Here is a 22,159-nt window from a genome sequence, read left to right as displayed (position 1 = left end):
TTGCAGTACTTACCCAAGCCACGGACGCAAAACGAGTGCTGGAGATTGGTACCTCTAATGGCTATTCCACTTTGTGGTTTGCCCAGGCAGCTCAGAAGATTGGTGGGCACGTCACGACGGTAGAGCTTGCCGAATACAAGTTCGATCTGGCAGCCACGAATTTTGAGCGCTCGGGTCTTTCTGACTACATTACATCGCTTCAATGTGAGGCTGGCGGGGTGCTGGAAAGCGTGGAGGATTCTTCGTTCGATCTGCTCTTTCTCGACTCTAATCGTTCTGAGTATGTGCCGTGGTGGCCGCATATTAAGCGGGTCTTGAAAGGTGGTGGGCTTCTGGTGGTGGATAATGCCACTTCTCATGCTGATGAAATGGCGGCTTTTATAGAACTGGTGTCGGCAGACCCTGATTTCGCCACGTGCACAGTGCCAGTCGGCAATGGTCAATTTATGGCAACGCGGGCAGTATGATGCTTGAACCATTGAGCATAGACAACTGAGTTAATAAATAAACGTTTATGCTAAATGTCGTTAATTTCTTGGAAAGATCATCATGAATCCAGCTGTTCAGGCTAAGTTTGAAACCTATCCGATAAGTGCCCGGCGACAGCTTGAGCGTGTGCGGCAACTTATTCTGACAAGAGCGGCTGAAGATGCGTTGGGCGATGTCGAAGAAGTGCTCAAATGGGGAGAGGCGAGTTACCTTGTCAAAGGAGGCTCGACCATTCGCATCGATTGGAAAGCGAAAGACCCAGATGCGATTAAGGTATTTTTTCACTGCCAAACGCGTTTGATTGAAACGTTCAAAGAGAGATATCACAGTGAATTTGAGTATGAAGGCAAGCGCGCTATTGTGATCCCTTTGGGCATGAATATTGAGCAATCCCCATTAGGGCATTGCATCGAGTTGGCTCTGAAGTATCACAGGCTTAAGCATTTGCCTCTTCTCGGTGTGTAGCTGTTGAGTAGAATGCATTAAATGACTAAGTACGGTCGTCAGGCGCTTGTCTTTCGCGCAGTTTATGGCGAGCGTTGAGGCAAGTACGACGATGATTGAAATTGAACGTCCGCAAGCGCTGGCGCGCCTACGTCGCATTGCCCTGGCTGCGCAAGGGTTGCTGCAAGTTCAGCCGTTCGGGCGCGGTTTGGCTGGAACTCGTACCGCGATTAATCACCTGGGGTATGTTCAGATCGACACTATATCCGTGGTCGAGCGAGCTCATCACCATGTGGTTCACTCGCGAGTGCCTGGGTTTGAACCAGACATGATCCATCAGCTGTTGATCAATAGAGACATCTTTGAATATTGGGCCCATGCGGCTGCTTTTTTACCTATCGATGATTTTCGTTTTTCGTTACCCTACAAACACACCATCAAAAGTGGCCAAACGCACTGGTTCAGAAACCCTGACAAAAAGCTAATGAGCGAGCTATTGGCTCGCATAGAATCAGATGGCCCGCTGCGCTCTCGAGATTTGGAAAACACGGCTACGAAACGCTCAGGCTGGTGGGACTGGAAGCCTGCCAAAAAAGCGCTGGAACAGCTGTATATGCAGGGCGACCTGATGGTCAGCGACCGCGAAGGCTTTCAAAAAACCTACGATCTAACCGAGCGGGTACTTCCATCTCATATCAATACGCAAATGCCCAGCGTGGAAGAGTTTGCGACGCACATGGTCGACCAGCAACTCCGCTGCCATGGGTTGGCAACACTCAAAGGCTTTACCTATCTGCGGCGTAATCCTGAGCTGCGCAATGCAGTGAGGAATCTGGTAAACGAACGGTTAGCGCAGGGAACGTTAGAAAGCGTAAAGGTAAGCAGTGGCGAGGTCTTTGTCGTGGAAGCTGGAGCGCTTGAACGCCCGTTACCCCGATTGAAAAACCGGCTGCTGATTCTCTCTCCGTTCGATAACAGTGTTATTCAGCGCGAACGGCTCAAGGCGCTTTTTCAATATGACTATCAATTGGAATGCTATGTGCCCGAAGCCAAACGTCAGTATGGCTATTTTTGCCTGCCGCTACTTTATCGCGATGCCTTTATTGGGCGAATGGATTGTAAAGTCCATCGAAAAAAACGCCATTTAGAGATCAAGTTTTTACATTTTGAACCACATAGGTTTGATGAATGTCTCGTCGCCACGGCTTTTGTGGAAGCCATTACACAGTTTTGTCATTTCCAGCAGTGTGATTCTGTGTCGTTGACTAATGTTCACCCTAACCATCTAGCCCAGCATTTGCGCCGTGCGCTTCAAGCGCTGGGATAAGGCGAGAATTAAGTAGCTCGCTATGCCTCAATAACGTTACTGCCAAACCCGGCTAACCCGGCGCTCTGCATGGGTGGGATCTGCTGCGCTAATGGCAGGGAAGCTTGTCGCTCAACGTTGATTGATATATGATTCATATATGTTTCATATTCGTTTTGTATATTCTGAGAGAGCGCTATGGGAATCGTGAAAATTAATGATCAGCTACACGAAGACGTACGCAGGGCTAGTTCGGTGATGGTGCGTTCCATCAATGCGCAGGCTGAATATTGGATAAAAGTCGGGATGCTCGCGGAGGCTAATCCGAGCATGACCTTCTCTGAAATTATGCGTGACCAAATGCAGCAAGCCGATGTCGATTTAAGGAAGGTGATTGGTGGCTAAGGTAACGCTGAAAAGTGCAGAGGAACTGCGCGTAATGCGCGAGGCTGGGCGGCTACTCGCCTCAGTTTTCAGTTATCTCGATAAACAAATAGTGCCCGGTATCTCCACGATGGATATTAACCATTGGGCTGAGCGTTATATCGTTGATCATTTACAGGCACGTCCTGCCAGCAAGGGCCAGTATGGCTATCAGTATGTGTTAAACGCGTCAGTTAACCATGTAGTTTGTCATGGCATTCCATCTGAAACGCAAAAACTTAAGCTTGGCGATATCGTTAATGTCGATATTACCTTAGAGAAGGGCGGATTTATCGCAGATTCAAGCAAGATGTACCTTCTTGGAGATGTAAAGCCTTATGCCAAGCGACTGGTTGATAAAACCTACGAGTCCATGTGGCAAGGGATACACGCGGTTAAGCCTGGCGCAACGTTAGGTGATGTAGGCTACGCGATTCAGCAATATGCTGAAAAACAGGGCTACTCTATCGTTCGTGAGTATTGTGGGCATGGAATTGGCCGAGAAATGCACGAAGAGCCCCAGGTGTTGCACTATGGGAAGAAGGATAAAGGGCTGACTTTACAAGAGGGGATGGTGTTTACCATAGAACCGATGGTTAACCAGGGGAAAGCAAAGATAAAAACCAAAAAAGATGGTTGGACAGTGGTTACCAGTGACAAGAAGTTGTCTGCACAGTGGGAGCACACCATTGCTGTCACCTCATCCGGTTTCGAAGTGCTAACACTTCGCGACGACGAAACTATCCCTACTGCCATTAGCCAATAACTGTTCACCACTCACCACTCACCACTCACCACTCACCATTCGCCACTGCATTTCACCCTCTTAAATCCTCTCTGGCGAAGCAGATCAGATGCGTTAAGCTGAAAACCTAGGTGCAATTAGGTCCGCATAACTTGGAGAATCCTCATGACAAGCTTTGCAAAGAACACTATTTGCCTTTGGTACGATGGTGGCGCGGAAGAGGCTGCACGCTTTTACGCGGATACCTTTCCCGATTCGTTCGTCAAGGCTGTTCATTATGCGCCGGGAGACTTTCCCACAGGTAAACAAGGGGATGTATTAACCGTTGAGTTTTCCGTGATGGGCATTCCGTGCCTTGGGCTTAACGGTGGAGCTGCGATCACACACAATGAGTCGTTCTCTTTTCAAGTCTCAACGAATGATCAAGCCGAAACGGATCACTATTGGCATGCCATTGTTAGCAACGGTGGTGAAGAAAGTGCCTGCGGCTGGTGTAAGGATAAATGGGGTATATCTTGGCAGATAACACCAGCGGTACTAATGAACGCGATTACCAATCCCGACCCTAACACCGCTAAGCGTGCATTTGATGCGATGATGCAAATGAAAAAAATCGACATTGCTGAGATTGAGGCGGCGCTTAAGGGGCGATGAGTTTGCAAGGCCGATCGAATGGCTGGAAAATCGAGGTCTTTAAGAAAAGTGATAGCCAATATCAATGACTGAAATTACCTATATCTTATTATTATCATTGCTGGCTGGTGCGGCAATGCCCACGGGGGCATTGCTTGCTCGACTTGATCTTGTGCATCCCTATTTCTTAGGTACTGCATGGCGGCATTTTATTGTTGCTTTTGGCGGGGGAGCGCTTATATCGGCAGTCGCTTTGGTGCTAGTCCCTGAAGGGGCGGGCAAGCTTTCTCCTGTATTCGCGGCGCTGTGTTTTGCTGCGGGAGGAGTGTGTTTCTATCTGTTGGATACTTTTTTAAGTAGGCTGAACAGTTCTGTTGGTCAACTGGTCGCAATGCTTTCTGATTTTGTTCCCGAAGCCATTGCTTTAGGAGCGGCCTTTGCCTCGGGAGGAAGTGCTGGCTTTTTGTTGGCGTTGCTGATGGTTTTGCAAAACTTACCGGAAGGGTTTAATGCCTTTGAGGAGTTAAGTAGTAACTCTCAACTCTCAGCAAATAAAATTGTGCTGGCTTTTAGCGGTTTAGCGTTAGTAGGTCCTGCCTCTGCCGCCACAGGGTATTATTTGCTGTCTCAGTATGAGGAGTTGATGGGCGCTTTAATGCTGTTTGCTAGTGCGGGAATTCTTTACTTAGTTTTCCAGGATATTGCACCAGAATCTAAGCTTGCACATAAAAGCATGCCCGCAGTGGGGGCAGTTACAGGCTTTTTGCTCGGTTTAGTCGGTAATATGATGATTGCCGGTGGCTAATATAGTCAGCTATTACCCATGACCAAGCGCGTGTTGATCACGGGTACGGAAAGCTAACAAATAATAGCCAGCCTCATTGATGTGGGAAGCACAAAACAGCGCTTGGCAGCGTTCTACTTCACTTGATATTTAGGCCGGTGAGGCAAGTGGAGTGACATCCATCGTTTCCTGTAACGCCTCTACCAGAGCTGCAACCTTGGCTAACGCCTTATTCACCGAGGCCGCTAGCAGCTCGCCACCAACCTCCTGGCCTTCGATAGCGATGTAGTGGACACGGGTAATGCCAATAAAGCCAAGCGCTGTGGCTAGATTTGGTTCCAAATGATTCATATGAGCCATCTCACCACCTGGGTCGAAGCCTATTCCGCCCCTGGCGGTAAGAACAACAGCATGCCTCTCTCGATCTGCGAGCTTAGGTATATAGGGTTCGATCTGATTCGACTCATCGATATCGACTGTTCGACCGGGCCGCACGACTTGGTCAATCCAAGCTTTCAGGGCAGCAGGCATACCGAAGTTGTAGAGCGGCGTTCCAATCACCACAATATCAGCGGCAATTAATTCATCAATCAGTTGATCGCTCTCTGTCAGTGCCTTCTCCATCCAGTTTTCTCGACGCTCTGCGGGGGTGAAGGCAGACGCAATCCAGTCATGGCTAATAATAGATGGCGGGTTTTGGCCTATATCGCGATAGGTGAGCGTGTCTTGCGGTCGGCCAAATTGCCACTGACTGACAAACTGATGGGTCAAATGGCGGCTGTGAGAGCCGTGGTTATCTTTTCCAGCAATACCGGGCCGAGCGCTAGCGTCTATGTGCAGTATATGTGCCATGGTAATAGCCTCCTAATCTGAGCTGAACTCATCTATGATTAACAACGGGCTCAGCTTAGTCTGGTCATATAAGCCCAAACAAACGATCTTTTCTTGCTGTTATAGATGAGGTGAATTCATTTATGGGTCATCGTCGGCTGCCCTCTCTTTCGTCGCTTCGCGCTTTTGAAGCGGCTGCTCGCCATGAAAGCGCCAAGCAGGCTGCACAAGAGCTGTCGGTTACCGCTACCGCTATTAGTCATCAGGTCCGGGGGCTTGAAGAGGCGCTGGGTGTCCCTCTCTTTCTGCGTAAGCCGCGTCAGTTGGAGCTGACATCTCAGGGCCGTGAGCTGCAGCAAGTGCTGGAAACAGCCTTTGACAGTATCAGTAGTGCGGTCGAGCGATTAAGCGCTGTACCTGTTCGCCAAACCATTACGCTGTCTACAACGCCAGCTATTGCGGTGCGCTGGTTGCTACCTTGGGTATGTATGCTGCGTGATGCGCATCCCGATATTGATCTGCGTATCCACGCGACACATGAGCCGGTTGCTCTGGACGGGGTGACGGCGGACCTTGCCGTTCGTTATGGCGATGGCCGTTGGCCTGGGTTGGTAGCAGAGAAACTGTTGGATAACACCTTTATCCCGGCGTGTAGTCCCTACCTAGGCTTGCACGATATAGCGCAGCTACCTGGGCACTCGCTTATCCATTTCCGCAGTCCAGGGGCGGTGTCTTCGCCACTGGATTGGAGCGTTTGGCAGAAGTTGGCAAAAGTTCCTGGACTGGACGTAAGTGCCGGGTTGGTTTTTTCTGATGAAACCCACGTTATTTCGGCCGCCGTTGGTGCGCAGGGTGTGGCGCTGATGAGTCGTCAGTTGATTCAAGATGAGTTGGAGGAAGGGCGCTTGGTGCAGCCCTTTGGCCCGGAATTTGAAGGCAAACCGTTCTTTTTGGTTTACCCTGAAAGCCGACGGCATGATCCGACGGTTCTGGCTATTCGTGATTGGGTATTGGCAGTGCCGGGTGGGCTGTGCTCGTTATCGGACTGAGATAATGGAATAAATTTTATACCGTTATCTTGCCTGTGGTAACTACAAATAACGCTAAGCTGCCTGCTGGCTGTTCAACACAAGTTAAGCGCTGCGCATTGATTAAATGCTCATCAGCTCATCTTCTTCCTGGCCCCGGTACTTTTCCTTTTCGAATAACTTTTTCTTGGCTTGGCTGAGCGTTTTGCCGGGCCTCCGGCTTCACCTTGAGCGGTTTGTAGGCTGTGTCTCAGCTTGGCGGCATCGCTGTGGGTGAGCAGGCCCCGTAGATCATCCAGGAGTGCTTGCTGAAACGCGCCGGGGTCATCCTGCTGTTCTGAGATCGCCCGAAGCCGCTGCTCCCACAAGGCGGTGCGTTCTGGCGTGCTTACGGCGCTGGGCAAGGCGGCAATCAGCGCACAGCCAAGCTTGGTGGCACGCAGGGCTTTTTGCTGGCGCACCAAGTAGCCACGCTGCACCAGCGTTTCAATAATACCTGCGCGGGTTGCTTCGGTGCCAAGGCCATCGGTGTCACGTAGCGTGCGACGCACGTTAGGGTCATCTACGTAGCGGCCAATGTTCATCATCGCTTTAATCAAGCTGGCATCGGTGAACGGTTCCGGCGGGCGGGTTTGTTTCTCCTCAACGCCTGCGCCAAGCGCTTGGCAGGCTTCCCCCTGGGTAAGCGGCGGCAGTGGTGGAGTTTCGTCGCGGGTGGTGAAGAGTGGCTTCCAACCGTGATCAAGAATGCTCTGGCCACGGGCACGAAACGCTTCATCCAGCAGGGTGAACTCTGCTTTCACATCAAAGGTGCGCAGCGGCCGATAAAACTGCGCCATCACATTACGCACAATTAACCGCAACACATGGCCTTCAGTGGCGGAAAGTTGGCTAAAGTCCGCGGGCTTACCAGTGGGTGCTAGGGCATGGTGTGCGCCCACCTGTTTGTCGTTCCAGGCTTTTGAGCGCAAGGAAAAGTCAGCACCGCTCAGCCATTGACGCAGCGTAGCATCGTTCTGGCAGGCGCTACTTAAACTACCCTGAGCCAGCGCTAGATGCTCTTCGGGCAGGTAGCGACAGTCGGAGCGGGGGTAGGTAATTAGCTTATGCTGTTCATAAAGCCGCTGGCAAATATCCAGCACCATTTGGGCGGAGAGCCCGTGGCGACGCGCGGCGTCTACTTGTAACGCGGAAAGCGAATAGGGTAGCGGCGGCGCTTGGCGCTTTTCCTGTTGATCGAGCATGGTTAGGGTGCCCCGTGCGCCGGGAAGTTGCGCTGCTAAGGCATCAGCGGGGGTGCGATCGATCAGCCGCCCTTGTTCATCTAAAGGCTGGGGCGCTTTGGGAGCCCACCAGGCGCGCAGCTGGCCCTGGGCCACCTGCACATCCACCCATAGCGGGTAAAACGGGTGAGGCTTGAAATCACGAATGGCATTGTCGCGGCGCACGATCAATCCGAGTACCGGTGTTTGCACACGGCCAACGGAAAGCACGCCATCATGTCCCGCTTGGCGGCCGGTGAGTGTCCAGGCGCGGGTTAAATTAATACCGTAAAGCCAGTCAGCACGCGAGCGCGCCTGGGCCGCTTGAAACAGCGGCTGGTATTCCGCATTGGAGCGCAGCTTGGCAAGTGCTCGGCTCACGGCGGGTTTGTTAAGGTCGCTGATCAGCAGCCTCTGAACAGGGCCGCGATACTTCATGTACTCGATCACTTCCTGCACCAGTAGCTGGCCTTCGCGGTCGGGATCGCCGGCGTGCACAACGCTAGTGGCCTGCTTAATCAGCTTGCGAATCACTGCCAGTTGCCCGCGTGCCTTGGGGCGCGGCATCAGTTTCCACTGCTGCGGCACAATGGGCAGCCGATCCAGGCGCCACTGTTTATCGACAGGGTCGTAAGCTTCGGGCGGGGCTTGTTCTAGTAAGTGGCCTAGGCACCAAGTGACGGTGGTGTCGCCGCAGACCATAGCGCCATCCTGGCGTTTTGCGTTGCCGGGCAGCGCGTCGGCTATGGCCCGTGCAAGACTGGGTTTCTCGGCGATAATCAAGCGCATACAGTGTCTAGCCCTGTCTGATAACAACAAGCTGCCATCTTAGCAGAACCCGCAGCAGGTTAGCGTCTAGCTTGTGTGTTAGGTGGCTAGTGAGTTGTTTTGTAAATGGATGAATTTATTATTGTGTATAGTTTTTGTATAAAATTAACGAATTGAGTAAGCTGTCAAAAAGCAATTAATGAGGCGGTTTCCATGCGCGAGCGCGGTAGAACACGACGTTTATTGGGGCTGGGTGCCCGCACGGGCGGGGCGCTGCTGAAAACTCGTCTAGGCGGCCAAGCGGATTGGCGGGCGCTGGGTGAAGCGCTGTTTGAAGGGCTTTCGGAGCTGAAAGGCCCGGCCATGAAGCTGGCGCAAATTATGTCCCAGTGGGATGACCTGCTGCCCCCCGACTTGGCTAATGAGCTTGCTCGCTTGCAGCGTCAAGCAGAGCCAATGCCTTGGCCGCGTATCCGTGAAGCGTTGGTACTGCAATACGGCAATATTGATCAGTACTTTAGCGATATAGAGGAGCGCCCGTTTGCCAGTGCTTCCATGGGGCAGGTGCATAAAGCGGTCACCCATGCAGGTGAAACCGTGGTGCTGAAAGTGCAGTACCCTGGGCTTGCGGATGTGTTGGAAAGCGATCTGAAGCAGGTCAGGCGGATCATGAGCTTGGGCCGCTGGTTCAAAGTGCCTCAAGCGCGTTTGGATGCGCTGTTTGAAGAGTTAGCGGCGGGGCTGCGTGAAGAGTTGGATTATCACGCCGAAGCACGGGCGCTGGCTCGCTATCGCGAACGGTATCAGGATAATCCTCGGTTGGTCATACCCGAACCACTGTTTGAGTTATCTGGCCAGCATGTCTTGGCTATGCGCTTTGTAGACGGTACACCGCTGCGGAATTTAGAAAACACCGATGATGGCACTCGTCAGAAAGTGGCCGTGGCGTTGGCTGATTGGATTACCGAGGAGCTGTTTACCTACGGTGAGCTGCATGCCGACCCACACGCCGGTAACTTCGCGGCGGATGCGGACGGTCGCCTGATCATCTACGATTTTGGTGCAGTAATTCCCGTGCCCGAAGCGCGCCTAAAAGCCATGATGCAGCTATTAGATGCCACTCTGGCGCAAGACCCGATGGCCATGGATGAGGCGTTAATGAAAATGGGCGGCCGCCAGGGGCAGGGCGCGCCGCTGGCGCTTTATCGAGAATCCGCTGAGTGCGTGTCACCACTATTCTTACCTGGCGAGCAGGACTTCAGCGACGTGCGGGTACACCGCCGACTGCGTGAGTTAACACCAAAAGTGTGGGCTGCCATGGATCGCCTGCAACCGCCTGCGGATACCTTACTGCTTTCTCGGGCACTGAATGGGCACTACTGGAACTTAGTACGTCTGCAAGCGCGTCTTGATATGCATAGCCGCACCGAGCCACTGCTAGCCTGGGCGCGTAGTCGCTAACTAATTGCCGCTGCGGGAGCGCCGCCTGTCATGCTAGACTATTGCGCTTTTCAATCGCGTTTTGAAGACAGTGGAGACGGCAATGCTGGCGGTATGGGTCGATCAACTGCTGGGATTTGCCTCTGGGGCACTCTCGGCAATTAGGAAACAGGAACACTACCCCGATTTTATGACCTGGGTACGTGCCGAAGGCGCAGATTCGTTTAATGGCGATGTGGCGACTGCCCAGGCGCTTGCGCCTATTTTATGGTCGCAAACGCCGCTGGAGCGGCTGAATTTTGCTAATGAGCCGTTGGCTACTCCAGGGCGTAACGAGCCTTGCTGGTGTGATTCAGGGCGTAAATTCAAACAGTGCTGCTACCGCGTTGACTTCCCCACGGATATTCCTGAGCAGATGATGTGGATGCTTTCCCTGCGTGAGTGGAAAGGCGCTACGCTGAAAGCGGCGCTGGAAAGCCAGCAAGCACCTGCCCAGGCATTATTAGAAGCCGGATTAATTGCTGCTGAAAGTGGTCAAACCGGTCGTTCAATGCAGATTCTTGAGTCACTGTTCGACGGCAGTGATTGGTCGCGGCTGCCGGAGCAGGCTGAGCCTGCATTTGAAATTCTGTTAGATATCTATCAAGAACGTGGCTTTACCCGTAAGCGTGCTGATCTGCTCGATGATGTTATGGAGCGTGGCCCGCTGTTTTTGCGCGGCGTGGCGCTTGAGCGGTTGTGCCTAATGCACCTGGATAACGACGACTTGGACAGCGCCCGCGCTGCGTTCGTAAAAGCCCAGCAGGCGCTCCCGGATTCACCGACGCTCGCTTACATTGAAGCCATGTTGCTGCTGCATGAAGGTCATGAAGCCGAGGCTAAAGAGCGTGCTAACTTCTGGTACCGTCGTTTGGTTCGCCAGGGCGACTTAGATGAAGAGCAGCTCGAATTCCTGGCCGCGCTGGCTGAAAATCCTGGTGCCACTTTGGCCGACCAGTTGTTGAGCGCCGAAGAAGATATGGCAACGCCGCTGGTATCGCTACAGGCGCTGTTGGCGGCACTCCCTGTCGCACCGAAGCTTACCATTAAGCAAGATGCCGATTCCGGTAGGTTGCACTACACCACCACTGCTCGTGAAGAAACCCTGTTTGCGGCTTGGCACGAACAGTTTCAAGTCATGGTCGATGAAGAGATCGCCTTGGGCTTTCGCGATGACCCGTGGGGCAACGCGATAGAGTGGATGTCTGAACTATGTGCCCACCCAGAATGGTTGGATGCGCCCCAGGTAGTGCAAGATGTAACGCTAGCACTGACCAGCCGCTTTGGCAGCCTACCGTGGATGGCGCCGAGCCTGTTGGAACCACTAGCACTGCGTCTTTCTCGCTGGCTTGAACAGGCCCGTGCGGCAGGTGATGGCAACCTGTGTTGGGATGATGCCGATAACGCCATGCTGCTGAGAACCGGTCTTGCACTGGTAGTTGGTATGGAACGCGGAGCGCGCCAGCACTCCCGCGAGTTAGCCGAAGAGCTGTTAGCCATAGACCAGGAAGATAGCCTTGGCTTAAGAGAGCTGGTACTCGACCAATTGCTGCGTGATGACCGCAATGAAGAAGCGCTAGCGCTTACGGATGAGCCCCAAAAAGACGATGGCTCATTAGAGTTGGGGCTATTAATGGGCCGTACGCTGGCGCTGTATCGCTTGGAAAAGCACGATGCTGCGGAAGCTGCACTGGCAGATGTGATCAGTCATAACCGCTATGCGCTTGAGCTGTTATGTGCCGAGAACCCGCGACCTTCAATGCCTCATGCGGATGGGCAAGTTGATCCTGGCTCCCGTGCGGAAGCGTGGCAATATCGTACCTTGATGCGTGACCAGTGGCGCACCACGCCAGGTGCGCTGGCGTGGTTGGCTGACCACCGATAGCTTTATTTTGCTTCTGCAATCACTGGGGTAGGCACCAGCTGCTTATCTCGGCTGATCCAGATAGCTAGCAGAATGGCGGGTAAGCCGAGCAGGGTAGCCACTACGAAGAAGGTGGCGTACCCCTGAGCCGTGACGACCAGCCCGCCAAAACCGCTCAGAAACTTCCCTGGTAACGTCATCAGCGACGAAAACAGTGCGTATTGGGTGGCGGTATAAGCACGCGAGGTTAAGCTGGAAAGAAACGCAATAAAGACGGCGCTGGCTAAGCCATTGGCAAGATTATCGCCAATAATAGTGACGACCAACATGGGGAGTTGGTTACCTATCAACGCTAATGCGGCAAACAGCAGATTGGTCAACATGACAAAACCTGCACCAATGATCAGCAGTGGCCCAATACCGTAGCGAGCAACCAGCAAGCCGCCAAGAATGCCCCCCGTTATACTCATGGCAATACCAAAAATATTGGTCACGTTGGCGATAGTGGCCAGCGAAAAGCCTAAATCGATGTAGAGCGGATTTGCCATAGAGGCCATGGCAAGGTCGCTAATCCGGAACACTGCGATAAACACTAAAATGCCCAACGCCTTCACCCCGTAGCGGCGGAAGAAGTCGGTGAAAGGGCACACAATGGCACCAATCACCCAAGCCCCTAGACGTCGTAAAACTTTCGGTTGGCCACGGCTGGCACGAATGAAGGCGCGTACCTTGGGTTCGTGAATGAGCTGAACCGTCAGCGATGCGCGCTTTGGTTCTGGACGAATCAGTACGGTGAGTACGCCAATGCCCACAAGCGCCGCCATACACAGGTACGCTGCGTTCCAGGAAATCGCCGATGCCACATACAGCGCTCCTGCACCTGCCGCTAACAGCCCCCCCCGGTAACCGATAATGTAAGTAGAGGCCATCGCTGCTTGTACATCGTCATCGGCGGATTCGATGCGATACGCGTCAATGGCAATATCCTGGGTGGCCGAGCCAAAGGCGACCAGCAGCGCAAAGGCGGCTACCCAGCCTAGGTTGCCTACTGGACTGACTCCCGCCAAGCCAATCAATCCTGCCGCAATCATCCCCTGGGCAAGCAGCATCCAGCCACGCCGCTGACCAAACGTGTGGGTTAAGATCGGCAGGGCAAGTCGGTCAACGATAGGCGCCCAAAAAAACTTGATTGAGTAGAGCATGCCAATCCAAGCGAAGAAGCCAATGGCGGCCACTTCAACGCCGTCACTGCGTAGCCATGCAGACAACGTGGAAAACACCAGCAAAAAAGGTAAGCCTGCAGAAAAACCTAGAAACAGCATGGTGATGACAGGCGCACGACAGTAAATACCAAGCGCATCCAGCCAGCTGCGCTGGGGAGTTGGGGTGGGCATATTGGTTAACACTCCAGGAAAGAAAACGTCTGCATCGAGACCCGCTAAAAACTGCTCAGTGGTAAACTAGGCCTGATATCCATGACAAAGCCGATAGCTTACCGGAGAGGAGTTTTCAATGTCGATTACAGCCCATCAAGTAGTCACTTTACACTACGTGTTAAGCGATGTGCTTAGCGATGGCAGTACCCGCGTATTAGATGACTCCAATGCGCGTGATAAGCCCTTAGAGTACCTTCATGGGCACGATAATATTTTGCCTGGTTTAGAGAGCGCGCTAGAAGATAAAGCCGCTGGAGATGAGCTGCGTGTCACGCTGGCACCTGCTGATGCCTATGGCATCCGTAATGAAGACTTGGTGCAACAGGTGAGTCGTGCATCGTTTGGCAGCGCAGCGCTTGAACCCGGTAGCCGTTTCCAAACAGAAGGTGAAGCAGGCCCGCAAATTGTCACGGTGATGAGTATTGATGGGGACATGGTAACGGTCGATACAAATCATCCGCTGGCAGGCCATACGCTTCGCTACCAAGTCAACGTGCTGGAGGTGCGTGAAGCAACTCGCGCAGAGCTGGCTAAAGGCCATCCTCTACCGCCGGGAACCGAGCACAGCAAAGTAGAAGATCGAAAAGTGCTTTAGCGGTTAGTTTTGAGCGCTAAAAAATGACCCATATCAAGTTCCTGATGGGCCGCAAATAACCCCGCTGAAAAGCTTGACCCAGGTCAGCTTCCTGCCGCGATTAACGCACTAGGATGGCGTCATACATCACGGCAGGAGGGGATCACCATGTACTGGGATGATGCTGTTATTTTTGGTCTAGTTACTGTCGCGTTAATGATTGCTTTTATGATTGGTTGGGTAGGCTTTATTGTGCGCGACCATCTCCGTAAGGATGAGCGCAAAAAGCATTAACGCCGTTATGGTGACAGTCGTCAGGGGAGGGAGTTTGCTTTTAACAGCGAGCTTCCTGTTGCCGGCCCATTTGGGTCGGCTTTTTTATTAATTAAAACTATGTTTTCGAGTATTCGAGTTAATCGTCTGGTAAAGTACCTGGTTGTACAATAAGGCATTGTACCGCAAGGAAGCCATTTGCCATGAATGCTGCTAGTTCAATCGTTGCCATACGCTGTTGCGCTCATCATTATCCCAAAGCAAGTGTTGCCTGTATTCTACTATTACTTAGCTGGCTATCAGTGCCGGTCTATGCTCACGCATTAAACGTCATTAATGGTGAAAAACACACTGCACTCGCGCTTAACGAGTTGCGCCAACAATCTACGGTTAACTCGCCAGTATTTGATCCTTTTCAAGGCCGAGAAGTAGAAATGCATGGGCTTGAATTTCGTCGCTTTCTCATACACCAGTTTGGCGAAGTTCCTCCCGCATTGCACTTTACGACATGGGATGGTTACGAAGTGACGTTAGGTGGCTGGGATGATCCGAAGTGGTTAATGGTCACGGCAGAGGATGGAGAGCCACTGACATTGCGTTCTCGGGGGCCATTGCGACTGGTTGATCAGGCTTATAATGATCAGCGTGATATCAAGAGCCTACGTGAATTCAACGACTGGATATGGATGATTCGAAGTATTGAGGCCCGTTGGTGATCATTGAGCCGCCGCCTTCTCCACCTGCTGTGCCATTGCCAGTGCCAGCTCCTTTAACTAGGAAGCGTCGCTATGTAACGTGGTTATCATTGAGCCTTATGAGTTTTATGGCATTAATGGTGATTATTGTTTATGAGGCGCGCTGGGTATACCCAGAAATACAGGCTTACTTCAGCCAGACAGGCAATTTGACAGGGCAGCAGTTAGCTACCCGGTCACGGGGATATTTACAGCTTGCTCAGCAACATTTGTTAAGCGGGCAGCCCTTGGATGATGAGCAGCGACAAGCGGTTAGGCTTAATCTCGATCTTGCCTATGGATTAATTGATGTCGAGGTGTATCGTCAAAGGTATAGCTGTACCCAGCCGAGTTTACAAACCTTAAATCTACTAACTGAGCGCCTTAAAGAAACTTCTGTGACACCGTTTGATGCCGCGGCTGAACTGTTGGGCCCAATTGGCTGTTTAACGAGCATTGAGATGAGCCAACTCGACCTACGCGGTATGGCAATTAACGAGTTTTCTGAAAGCACTCGGCGATATAATCAGATCCTTACCTATTCGAGCATGGTGATTTTTGCGCTAGGGCTGCTGTTTTGGGTAATGCATGAGCGTCAGTTACGGCGTACAGAGCGCGCCACTAAGCAAACCATCGCTTGGATGCAACAAGCGATGCGCGATCCGCTGACGGGGATAGGTAACCGCAGTGCGTTGCATCAGGATGTCGTTGCCAAAGAAGGGGCTGTGCTTGCTGTAATCTTGGTCGATATCGACTTCTTTAAGCAGTACAACGATTCATTGGGGCACCCAGAGGGAGATCAACTGTTACGGCGCCTAGCCAGTCTGTTGAAATATGTACTGGGAGCAGAGGCAAAACTGTACCGATTAGGGGGAGATGAGTTTGCCGCAGTTTTGCCTTGTGATGATGACACGCTGTTGATTCGCTACTGTGATCAATTGACGTCTGTTTTAGAGCAGGCTGCTTTCAAACACCCCACGCATCCGCACAATGAAAGGGTAACCTTGAGTATTGGTGCCGCGCGCTTTATCGCCGGGGAAGCCACCCTTTCAGATGCCTATAAAGCTGCTGATAAAGCGCTTTACCGAGTAAAGAGCGCTGGCCGTAATGGTTGGCAAATTAGTACAACTGCATAATGTTTCCACAAAGCGCTGAGTGTGGTTAAAAAAAGTAAACAATGGGAAAGTGGCGCTCAGTCAGTAGTTTGCTGTGCGCTTCGAGGCTAGGATTGTTTTTAAAACAGTGTTTCATAACCTTTCTAGCGATTAATCCGGAGTGCTGATATGAGCAATGAAGCCGATTCCCTGCTGAATAAACGGCGTTCACGACGTCAAGTGCTAGCAAGCTTAGGGCTTGGTGCCGCTGCACTTTACGTGGCCCCGACGCTGTCCTCCATGGGGCAAGCTGAAGCGCGTGAGCATCACCATTCCCGTTCACGTTACTCGCGGTCCAGCTATTCGAGGCCCCGTTATTCAAGGCATAGCCATTCAAGACATAGCTATTCAAGACATAGCCATTCAAGACCCCATTATTCTAAACCCAGGCATTCACGTCCTTACTACGCTCGGCCACAACGCTCTCGTTGGGATGGAGACGCTGTGATTGAGATTCGCATAAGCCGCTTATTACCTCGCTGGTAAGGGAGAGGTGCTGTGTCTACCACCTCGATAGCTGTCGATTATGCGCTGGACAATGTTGGCCCGTGCATACGCTTGATTGATGCAGAGCAGCTACTGCCAGTGATTCATCAAGCCATGCCAGGTTGGCGGCTAACGCCCTGTGAGTTTCAGCAGAACATACCCTCTATTTGTGTTTGGCGGCATCCTAATGGTTACTGGCAAGAAGCACCGGCTCTGCCGGAAGGTATGTTATTAGATACGCCAGCAGGAACCGCATGTAGCGTGATTGCTGATTTAGCTGGGGCTTATCTGCGCCATCATCCTGAGCATATTGGGCTTCACTGTGGGGCGGTAGAGGTTAATCAACAGCTATTCATATTCCCAAATAGCCATCGAGCGGGAAAAAGCACGCTCACGGCGGCGTTTGCCGCGGCTGGTTATCGGGTGTTCGGCGACGATGTGCTGGCACTCACTCGCTGTGGTGAAGGGATAGCACTGGGCGTTGCACCTAGACTGCGCTTGCCGTTGCCGGAGGCGTTGGCACCGGAGTTCCATCAGTTTGTTGCCGACCATCTAGGGCCTCATGACGATCGCTATGGTTATCTGGCGCTAAACGAGCAGCAGTTGGCACCGCATGGGGTGCGTTGTCCGTTAGGCGCCGTACTGCTTATTGAGCGTGATGAATCGCTCAGTGAGCCACAGCTGGTTCGTCTGCAGCCGGGAGATGGATTATGGCAGTTGTTGCAGCAGAATTTCGCTGAGCATGAGTCGGATCAGGCGTTGATTGAGCGCTTTTTGCCACTCTTAAAAGATTTACCATGTTTTTTAATCCGCTATCGAGATGCTTATGAAGCGGCAACGTGGCTGGCTGCTGAGATAGATAGTGATAGGTTGCTTGACGGTGGTGTGGCGATGAATTCGTATCGTCGCCAAACCGAGCCGGAGGCGTTGAAGCAGAACCAGGCACTGGCAGCAAACGACGCGCGCAAGTGGCAAATCAGCCCGGTGGCGCATGAGTTCCCATTGGGTGAAGAGCTGTTCGTCATTGCGAAAGAGGGCGGCGAAATTCATCGTTTGAATGTGACGAGTAGAGCCGTATGGGCGCTGCTGCAGCATGAGGCTCTATGCCAAGAGGAAATTATTGATACCTTAATGGCTTTTTTTACGGGCGCCAGTAGGCAAAGTATCAGGCGGGATATCTGCCATTTATTAGGCCAATTGATCAGCTTAGGGTTAGTGCAGCCTGTCGCCGATTAGCGCTGGCACTGGCGAGGCAACCTAACTGATGATGCCTGCCAGTGTCTCTTTTATTGGCCACGAAGCGGTTCTAGCGCTGCGTGGCCGTTATAAACGTTTATGCGCTGATTAGTCCTGCTTTTTCGCGTAGGAAATCAACGATTGTTTCAGCCGCAACCATAGTCGCTTCGCTATCCCTGCGGCCTTTGTATTCCAGCTCACCGTTATCCAAGCCGCGATCACCAATCACTAAACGGTGGGGCACACCCATAAGTTCCAGATCAGCAAACTTGACGCCGGGACGCGTGTCGCGGTCATCGAGTAGTACATCTAGCCCGGCAGCTGTGAGCGCTTGATAGAGACGTTCGGACTCTTCGCGTACACGCTGTGATTTGTGGGCATTCATCGGCACCAACGCAACTTGGAACGGTGCGATAGCATTTGGCCAGATAATGCCTGAATCATCGTGGTTTTGCTCAATGGCAGCAGCGACCACGCGGGTAACGCCGATACCATAGCAGCCCATCCACGGATGACTGGTTTTGCCGTTATCGCCCAGAACCGTCGCATTCATTGCTTCGGAGTACTTTTGCCCAAGCTGGAAAACGTGGCCCACTTCAATGCCGCGCTTGATAGACAGTGTGCCTTTGCCGTCTGGCGAAGGGTCGCCTTCGACAACGTTACGTAGATCGGCAACTTGGGGCAGCGCCACATCACGCTCCCAGTTAATGCCGAAGTAGTGCTTGCCATCGATGTTGGCGCCGGCACCAAAGTCACTCATCAGTGCCACGCTGTGATCAATAATGATCGGCATGTTTAGGCCAACGGGGCCAAGTGAGCCTGGGCCAGCGCCAACTACGGCGCGGATTTCTTCTTCGTTCGCCATGGTGAGCGGAGCAGCTACCTGGGGCAGGTTTTCAGCTTTGACTTCATTCAGCTCATGATCACCACGGATTAGCAGGGCAATCAAACCACCTTCAGCGGCATGCACCATTAGCGTTTTAATGGTTTTCTCAATAGGCAGACCATGCTGCTCTACCAGAGCGGCAATTGTCTTAGCGTTGGGCGTATCGACCAGGTGCATCTCTTCGCTGGGGGCTGCACGCTCGGCGTTGCTGCCTAGCGGCGCGGGTAGAGCCTCAGCTTTTTCCATATTAGCGGCGTAATCGGAGGCGTTAGAGAACACAATATCATCTTCGCCTGATTCCGCCAGCACGTGGAATTCGTGAGAACCCGTGCCGCCAATCGAGCCGTTATCAGCAATCACAGGACGGAAATCGAGACCCAAGCGAGTGAAGATGCGCGTATAGGCATCGTACATCGTCTGGTAAGTCTCTTTGAGGGAGGCTTCGTCCAGGTGGAAGGAGTAAGCATCCTTCATAATGAATTCGCGAGAACGCATCACCCCAAAGCGCGGGCGAATCTCGTCACGGAACTTGGTTTGGATTTGGTAAAAATTAACCGGCAGCTGCTTGTAGCTGGCAATCTCTTTGCGCACCAAATCGGTAATGACTTCTTCATGGGTCGGGCCCACGCAGTAGTCACGCTCGTGGCGATCTTTCAGGCGTAGTAGCTCCGGACCGTACTGCTCCCAGCGGCCAGACTCTTGCCATAGGTCTGCTGGTTGCACGGCAGGCATTAATACTTCCTGAGCGCCGGCACGGTTCATCTCTTCGCGAACAATGGCTTCAACCTTACGCAGCGTGCGCAGGCCAAGAGGCAGCCACGTATAGAGGCCAGAGGTAAGACGGCGGATCATACCGGCGCGCAGCATTAACTGGTGGCTGATGACTTCAGCGTCGGCCGGGGTTTCTTTTAATGTCGCAATCAATAATTGGCTGGCGCGCATGGGCGTGAGCATTCCTTGTTGGTAGGGGTGATGCTTAATCGTTTAGTAATGTAGCGCTTAAACTAGCGTTGAATACGGCATTGTACGGCTAAGCGAGTTTGGCGGCAAAACCCTACGTTAACAGCTTGACGTGTGCAGGTAAGCAAATGTGTTAAACTCGCTAAGTTTTGTGGCTCGATAGCAATGGGTAAACAGCCGCATCTTCTCCTGCTATCGGTACGTTAGAACTTTGAGGGAACCTTCATGCAGCAAGCAGTACGCCGTTGGTTAACGGGGGCCATTGTTGGTGTCTCCATTGTAACGTTAAGTGGTTGTGGGACGCTTTTTCATCCTGAACGGAAAGGACAGTTAAGCGGTAATGTTGACCCTGTGGTGGCTATTGCTAATGGTGTTGGACTGCTGTTTTTTATTGTGCCGGGGGTTATTGCGTATGCCGTGGATTTCTCTAATGGCACTATCTACTTACCAAGTGCGAGCAGTGCGTCGGTAGATATTCACCACTTAGACGACGCTATGGACGTCGCTTCACTGGAAAAGCTGCTGTCAGATAAAGTGGGGCAGCCGATTAGCTTGGCAAACGAATTATTGATGATGGAAGAAGTGGCCAGCTTGGATGAAGCGTTAGCCATGGTGCGCATGTCGGGGGTACTGGATGAAGAGCGCCTCGCCACGATGTAATGCCTAAACCGCACGTCATTCCTGAGTCACCGTACGTCATTCCCGAATCACCGCGCCGTCATTCCCGAGTGGGGTGATCGGGAATCCACCTTGACCTACAGCAGCCCGAAGCCCCAGGTCAACATGGATTCCCGCTAAGGGCCTGCGGGAATGACGAAGTGGCAGGGCCTGCGGGAATGACCAGGGCGGCTCGGAGGACTGGAGTGGAGTCACCGTCAGGCACTTATTAAATAAAAAAACCAGCCCATCGGCTAATGCCAGTCAGGCTTAACTGACTGGCATTAGCCCAGTAGTGAACGCTCTGGGGACATTTTTTATCGTCTTGTTATTACATGAATAGTTATTGCATGAATAACATACCGTTAATGATTTGAAGCCTTTGTCAGCTTTAGTACCACCAACCCCGCCACAAGCCCCCAGAATGCGCCGCCGATACCTAACAGCGTGATGCCAGAACCGGTTAGTAAAAAGGTAACAATGGCGGCGTCTCGTTGCCCGCTATTTTCAAATGCATTCGCTAACCCACCACTTAGTGTGCCAAGTAACGCTATCCCTGCCAGCGACATCACTAGGACGCTGGGAAGGGCATTGAAAATACCCGTCACCGTGCCGCCAAAAATTCCCATCGCGATATAGAACACGCCCGCTGCAACGCCTGCGGTATAGCGTTTAAGAGGATTCGCATGGGCATCAGGCCCTATGCAGACTGCTGCACTAATGGCCGCCATATTGAATGCATAGCCACCAAAAGGAGCAAGTAACATCGTTGCTCCCCCTGTCCAACTAATGAGCGGCGAACTGTTTGGCTGATAGCCTGCTGCCCGTAGCACGGCTACGCCAGGTAAATTTTGAGTCGCCATAGTAATCACAAATAGGGGGATGCCGATACTGATCAGCGTTGTCAGCGAAAAACTAGGCGCAGTGAAAACGGGTACGGTAGGCGCTAGCGGAATGCTGTGTACGTTAAGTTGGCCCTGCCAAAGGGCAATAGCAATGCCGATTAACAGCACGCCAGGCACTGCGAGCGTTGGCCATAGGCGCCGGCCGGCTACCCAAGCGGCTAACATGCTCAGTGGCAGCAGCCATTGGCTTTCCATCACGTTAAACAGCTCTAAGCCAAAGCGCAGCAGAATACCTGCCAGTAGGGCCGAGGCGATTGCGCTGGGGATATAGCGCATCAAGCGCTCGAATAACCCTGTTACGCCGCAGAGCGTAATGAGCAGCGCGGAGAAGAGGAAGGCACCGATGGCTTCATCAAGTGGAATGCCAGGTAGGTTCGTCGCCAAAAATGCTGCTCCTGGCGTTGACCACGCTGTTAATAAAGGCATGCGGTAGCGCAGCGATAGCCCTATCGAGGTAATGCCCATACCAATGCCGAGCGCCCATAGCCAAGAGCTAATTTGTGCAGTGCTGGCGCCCGCCGCGGCGGCTGCCTGAAAAATGATGGCCGCTGAGCTTGTGTAGCCGATGGTGACCGCAACGAAGCCTGCAGTGACGGTCGAGAGGCTAATGTCTCGCCAGAAAGGGGTTTTATGGCTTCCTGTGGGCTGTAGGGTAGGTGGCGCCTCCATAGTATTACCTCGTTTACATTGGCTGGCGTGCGTTATAGCGCACAATACTGCAAGGCTATCACCGTGCGCTATAGCGCACAAGATTGATGTCGCCGGTGTTCATCTTTAATCGGATAGGTAAACTACGCACTAA

The 22,159-nt window shown here is 52.5% G+C and carries 22 protein-coding genes; 17 read left to right on the top strand and 5 right to left on the bottom strand.

Features of this window, described 5'->3' with window-relative positions; all coding sequences use genetic code 11:
* The 7 genes from HVE01_RS09235 to HVE01_RS09205 form a co-directional block, all read left to right on the top strand.
* Nucleotides 1-467 (top strand): O-methyltransferase (locus tag HVE01_RS09235; RefSeq protein ID WP_146943708.1); only part of this gene is annotated, 467 nt, incomplete at its 5' end.
* Nucleotides 468-549: 82 nt separating this feature from the next.
* A complete protein-coding gene (locus HVE01_RS09230; protein WP_146943706.1) occupies nt 550-954 on the top strand; it encodes a DUF1801 domain-containing protein in 405 nt (134 codons plus the stop codon).
* A 91-nt stretch (nt 955-1,045) separates the two neighbouring features.
* Entirely contained in the window at nt 1,046-2,260 is a 1,215-nt protein-coding gene (locus tag HVE01_RS09225) for a winged helix-turn-helix domain-containing protein (RefSeq protein ID WP_146943705.1), read from the top strand.
* A gap of 177 nt (nt 2,261-2,437) precedes the next feature.
* Nucleotides 2,438-2,644 (top strand): ParD-like family protein, encoded by a 207-nt coding sequence (locus HVE01_RS09220; protein WP_125748691.1) that lies wholly within the window; start codon nt 2,438-2,440, stop codon nt 2,642-2,644.
* A complete protein-coding gene (gene map / locus HVE01_RS09215) occupies nt 2,637-3,428 on the top strand; it encodes a type I methionyl aminopeptidase (protein WP_146943703.1) in 792 nt (263 codons plus the stop codon). Before HVE01_RS09220 ends, map begins: the two co-directional genes overlap by 8 nt.
* Before the next feature lie 144 nt (nt 3,429-3,572).
* On the top strand, nt 3,573-4,061 hold the full coding sequence (locus HVE01_RS09210) for a VOC family protein (protein WP_146943700.1): 489 nt from the start codon (nt 3,573-3,575) through the stop codon (nt 4,059-4,061).
* A gap of 64 nt (nt 4,062-4,125) precedes the next feature.
* Nucleotides 4,126-4,845 carry a ZIP family metal transporter gene (locus HVE01_RS09205; protein ID WP_089038558.1) on the top strand — a complete coding sequence of 240 codons (720 nt, stop codon included), beginning with the start codon at nt 4,126-4,128 and terminating at the stop codon, nt 4,843-4,845.
* Between the two features lie 129 nt (nt 4,846-4,974).
* On the opposite strand, the gene HVE01_RS09200 is transcribed toward HVE01_RS09205, so the two are convergent.
* Nucleotides 4,975-5,676 carry an FMN-dependent NADH-azoreductase gene (locus HVE01_RS09200; RefSeq protein ID WP_146943698.1) on the bottom strand — a complete coding sequence of 234 codons (702 nt, stop codon included), beginning with the start codon at nt 5,674-5,676 and terminating at the stop codon, nt 4,975-4,977.
* A gap of 122 nt (nt 5,677-5,798) precedes the next feature.
* Here HVE01_RS09200 and HVE01_RS09195 point away from each other — a divergent pair, with 122 nt between their 5' ends.
* Nucleotides 5,799-6,704, top strand: coding sequence for a LysR substrate-binding domain-containing protein (locus HVE01_RS09195; RefSeq protein ID WP_146943696.1), 906 nt, complete (start codon nt 5,799-5,801; stop codon nt 6,702-6,704).
* A gap of 113 nt (nt 6,705-6,817) precedes the next feature.
* On the opposite strand, the gene HVE01_RS09190 is transcribed toward HVE01_RS09195, so the two are convergent.
* On the bottom strand, nt 6,818-8,734 hold the full coding sequence (locus HVE01_RS09190; protein WP_146943694.1) for a DNA topoisomerase III: 1,917 nt from the start codon (nt 8,732-8,734) through the stop codon (nt 6,818-6,820).
* 192 nt (nt 8,735-8,926) lie between these two features.
* Between HVE01_RS09190 and HVE01_RS09185 the strand changes: the two genes are divergently transcribed.
* Complete coding sequence (locus tag HVE01_RS09185; protein WP_146943692.1) at nt 8,927-10,174, top strand: ABC1 kinase family protein; 1,248 nt, start codon at nt 8,927-8,929, stop codon at nt 10,172-10,174.
* An 82-nt stretch (nt 10,175-10,256) separates the two neighbouring features.
* A complete protein-coding gene (locus HVE01_RS09180; protein ID WP_146943690.1) occupies nt 10,257-12,077 on the top strand; it encodes an SEC-C domain-containing protein in 1,821 nt (606 codons plus the stop codon).
* Between the two features lie 2 nt (nt 12,078-12,079).
* Here HVE01_RS09180 and HVE01_RS09175 read toward each other — a convergent pair whose 3' ends face one another.
* Entirely contained in the window at nt 12,080-13,450 is a 1,371-nt protein-coding gene (locus tag HVE01_RS09175) for an AmpG family muropeptide MFS transporter (RefSeq protein ID WP_146943688.1), read from the bottom strand.
* A gap of 118 nt (nt 13,451-13,568) precedes the next feature.
* Here HVE01_RS09175 and HVE01_RS09170 point away from each other — a divergent pair, with 118 nt between their 5' ends.
* The 6 genes from HVE01_RS09170 (at nt 13,569) to HVE01_RS09150 (ending at nt 17,949) form a co-directional block, all read left to right on the top strand.
* Nucleotides 13,569-14,087 (top strand): FKBP-type peptidyl-prolyl cis-trans isomerase, encoded by a 519-nt coding sequence (locus HVE01_RS09170; RefSeq protein ID WP_146943686.1) that lies wholly within the window; start codon nt 13,569-13,571, stop codon nt 14,085-14,087.
* Nucleotides 14,088-14,234: 147 nt separating this feature from the next.
* On the top strand, nt 14,235-14,360 hold the full coding sequence (ccoM, locus tag HVE01_RS20115) for a cytochrome c oxidase subunit CcoM (protein WP_267900570.1): 126 nt from the start codon (nt 14,235-14,237) through the stop codon (nt 14,358-14,360).
* Nucleotides 14,361-14,542: 182 nt separating this feature from the next.
* Complete coding sequence (locus HVE01_RS09165) at nt 14,543-15,055, top strand: hypothetical protein (protein WP_146943684.1); 513 nt, start codon at nt 14,543-14,545, stop codon at nt 15,053-15,055.
* A 98-nt stretch (nt 15,056-15,153) separates the two neighbouring features.
* The gene (locus tag HVE01_RS09160; RefSeq protein ID WP_146943682.1) at nt 15,154-16,209 is read left to right on the top strand and encodes a GGDEF domain-containing protein; all 1,056 of its coding nucleotides are present in this window, start codon (nt 15,154-15,156) and stop codon (nt 16,207-16,209) included.
* A gap of 277 nt (nt 16,210-16,486) precedes the next feature.
* Nucleotides 16,487-16,675: a hypothetical protein gene (locus tag HVE01_RS19840; RefSeq protein ID WP_186808825.1), complete on the top strand. Its 189-nt coding sequence runs from the start codon at nt 16,487-16,489 to the stop codon at nt 16,673-16,675.
* 50 nt (nt 16,676-16,725) lie between these two features.
* Nucleotides 16,726-17,949 (top strand): PqqD family peptide modification chaperone, encoded by a 1,224-nt coding sequence (locus HVE01_RS09150; protein WP_146943678.1) that lies wholly within the window; start codon nt 16,726-16,728, stop codon nt 17,947-17,949.
* Between the two features lie 97 nt (nt 17,950-18,046).
* Here HVE01_RS09150 and HVE01_RS09145 read toward each other — a convergent pair whose 3' ends face one another.
* Nucleotides 18,047-19,777 (bottom strand): proline--tRNA ligase, encoded by a 1,731-nt coding sequence (locus HVE01_RS09145; protein ID WP_146943676.1) that lies wholly within the window; start codon nt 19,775-19,777, stop codon nt 18,047-18,049.
* A 243-nt stretch (nt 19,778-20,020) separates the two neighbouring features.
* Here HVE01_RS09145 and HVE01_RS09140 point away from each other — a divergent pair, with 243 nt between their 5' ends.
* Nucleotides 20,021-20,455: a hypothetical protein gene (locus HVE01_RS09140; protein WP_146943674.1), complete on the top strand. Its 435-nt coding sequence runs from the start codon at nt 20,021-20,023 to the stop codon at nt 20,453-20,455.
* Nucleotides 20,456-20,817: 362 nt separating this feature from the next.
* On the opposite strand, the gene HVE01_RS09135 is transcribed toward HVE01_RS09140, so the two are convergent.
* A complete protein-coding gene (locus HVE01_RS09135) occupies nt 20,818-22,026 on the bottom strand; it encodes a benzoate/H(+) symporter BenE family transporter (protein ID WP_146943672.1) in 1,209 nt (402 codons plus the stop codon).
* Between the last annotated feature and the right edge of the window lie 133 nt (nt 22,027-22,159).

Source organism: Vreelandella venusta (assembly GCF_007989605.1).
In the GTDB taxonomy this organism is placed as follows: domain Bacteria; phylum Pseudomonadota; class Gammaproteobacteria; order Pseudomonadales; family Halomonadaceae; genus Vreelandella; species Vreelandella venusta.
Note: the sequence above shows the minus strand (reverse complement) of the source record. Positions and strands in the feature narration are given on the sequence as shown.

Excerpts from the sequence above, each read along its gene's own strand:
- HVE01_RS09220 (WP_125748691.1), top strand. The coding sequence starts at position 2,438 with ATGGGAATCGTGAAAATTAATGATCAGCTACACGAAGACGTACGCAGG.
- HVE01_RS09135 (WP_146943672.1), bottom strand. The coding sequence starts at position 22,026 with ATGGAGGCGCCACCTACCCTACAGCCCACAGGAAGCCATAAAACCCCT.
- HVE01_RS09205 (WP_089038558.1), top strand. The coding sequence starts at position 4,126 with ATGACTGAAATTACCTATATCTTATTATTATCATTGCTGGCTGGTGCG.
- HVE01_RS09165 (WP_146943684.1), top strand. The coding sequence starts at position 14,543 with ATGAATGCTGCTAGTTCAATCGTTGCCATACGCTGTTGCGCTCATCAT.
- HVE01_RS09190 (WP_146943694.1), bottom strand. The coding sequence starts at position 8,734 with ATGCGCTTGATTATCGCCGAGAAACCCAGTCTTGCACGGGCCATAGCC.
- HVE01_RS09140 (WP_146943674.1), top strand. The coding sequence starts at position 20,021 with ATGCAGCAAGCAGTACGCCGTTGGTTAACGGGGGCCATTGTTGGTGTC.
- HVE01_RS09195 (WP_146943696.1), top strand. The coding sequence starts at position 5,799 with ATGGGTCATCGTCGGCTGCCCTCTCTTTCGTCGCTTCGCGCTTTTGAA.
- HVE01_RS09185 (WP_146943692.1), top strand. The coding sequence starts at position 8,927 with ATGCGCGAGCGCGGTAGAACACGACGTTTATTGGGGCTGGGTGCCCGC.
- HVE01_RS09210 (WP_146943700.1), top strand. The coding sequence starts at position 3,573 with ATGACAAGCTTTGCAAAGAACACTATTTGCCTTTGGTACGATGGTGGC.
- HVE01_RS09145 (WP_146943676.1), bottom strand. The coding sequence starts at position 19,777 with ATGCGCGCCAGCCAATTATTGATTGCGACATTAAAAGAAACCCCGGCC.
- HVE01_RS09160 (WP_146943682.1), top strand. The coding sequence starts at position 15,154 with ATGAGTTTTATGGCATTAATGGTGATTATTGTTTATGAGGCGCGCTGG.
- HVE01_RS09230 (WP_146943706.1), top strand. The coding sequence starts at position 550 with ATGAATCCAGCTGTTCAGGCTAAGTTTGAAACCTATCCGATAAGTGCC.
- HVE01_RS09200 (WP_146943698.1), bottom strand. The coding sequence starts at position 5,676 with ATGGCACATATACTGCACATAGACGCTAGCGCTCGGCCCGGTATTGCT.
- HVE01_RS09225 (WP_146943705.1), top strand. The coding sequence starts at position 1,046 with ATGATTGAAATTGAACGTCCGCAAGCGCTGGCGCGCCTACGTCGCATT.
- HVE01_RS09180 (WP_146943690.1), top strand. The coding sequence starts at position 10,257 with ATGCTGGCGGTATGGGTCGATCAACTGCTGGGATTTGCCTCTGGGGCA.
- ccoM (WP_267900570.1), top strand. The coding sequence starts at position 14,235 with ATGTACTGGGATGATGCTGTTATTTTTGGTCTAGTTACTGTCGCGTTA.
- HVE01_RS09170 (WP_146943686.1), top strand. The coding sequence starts at position 13,569 with ATGTCGATTACAGCCCATCAAGTAGTCACTTTACACTACGTGTTAAGC.
- HVE01_RS09175 (WP_146943688.1), bottom strand. The coding sequence starts at position 13,450 with ATGCCCACCCCAACTCCCCAGCGCAGCTGGCTGGATGCGCTTGGTATT.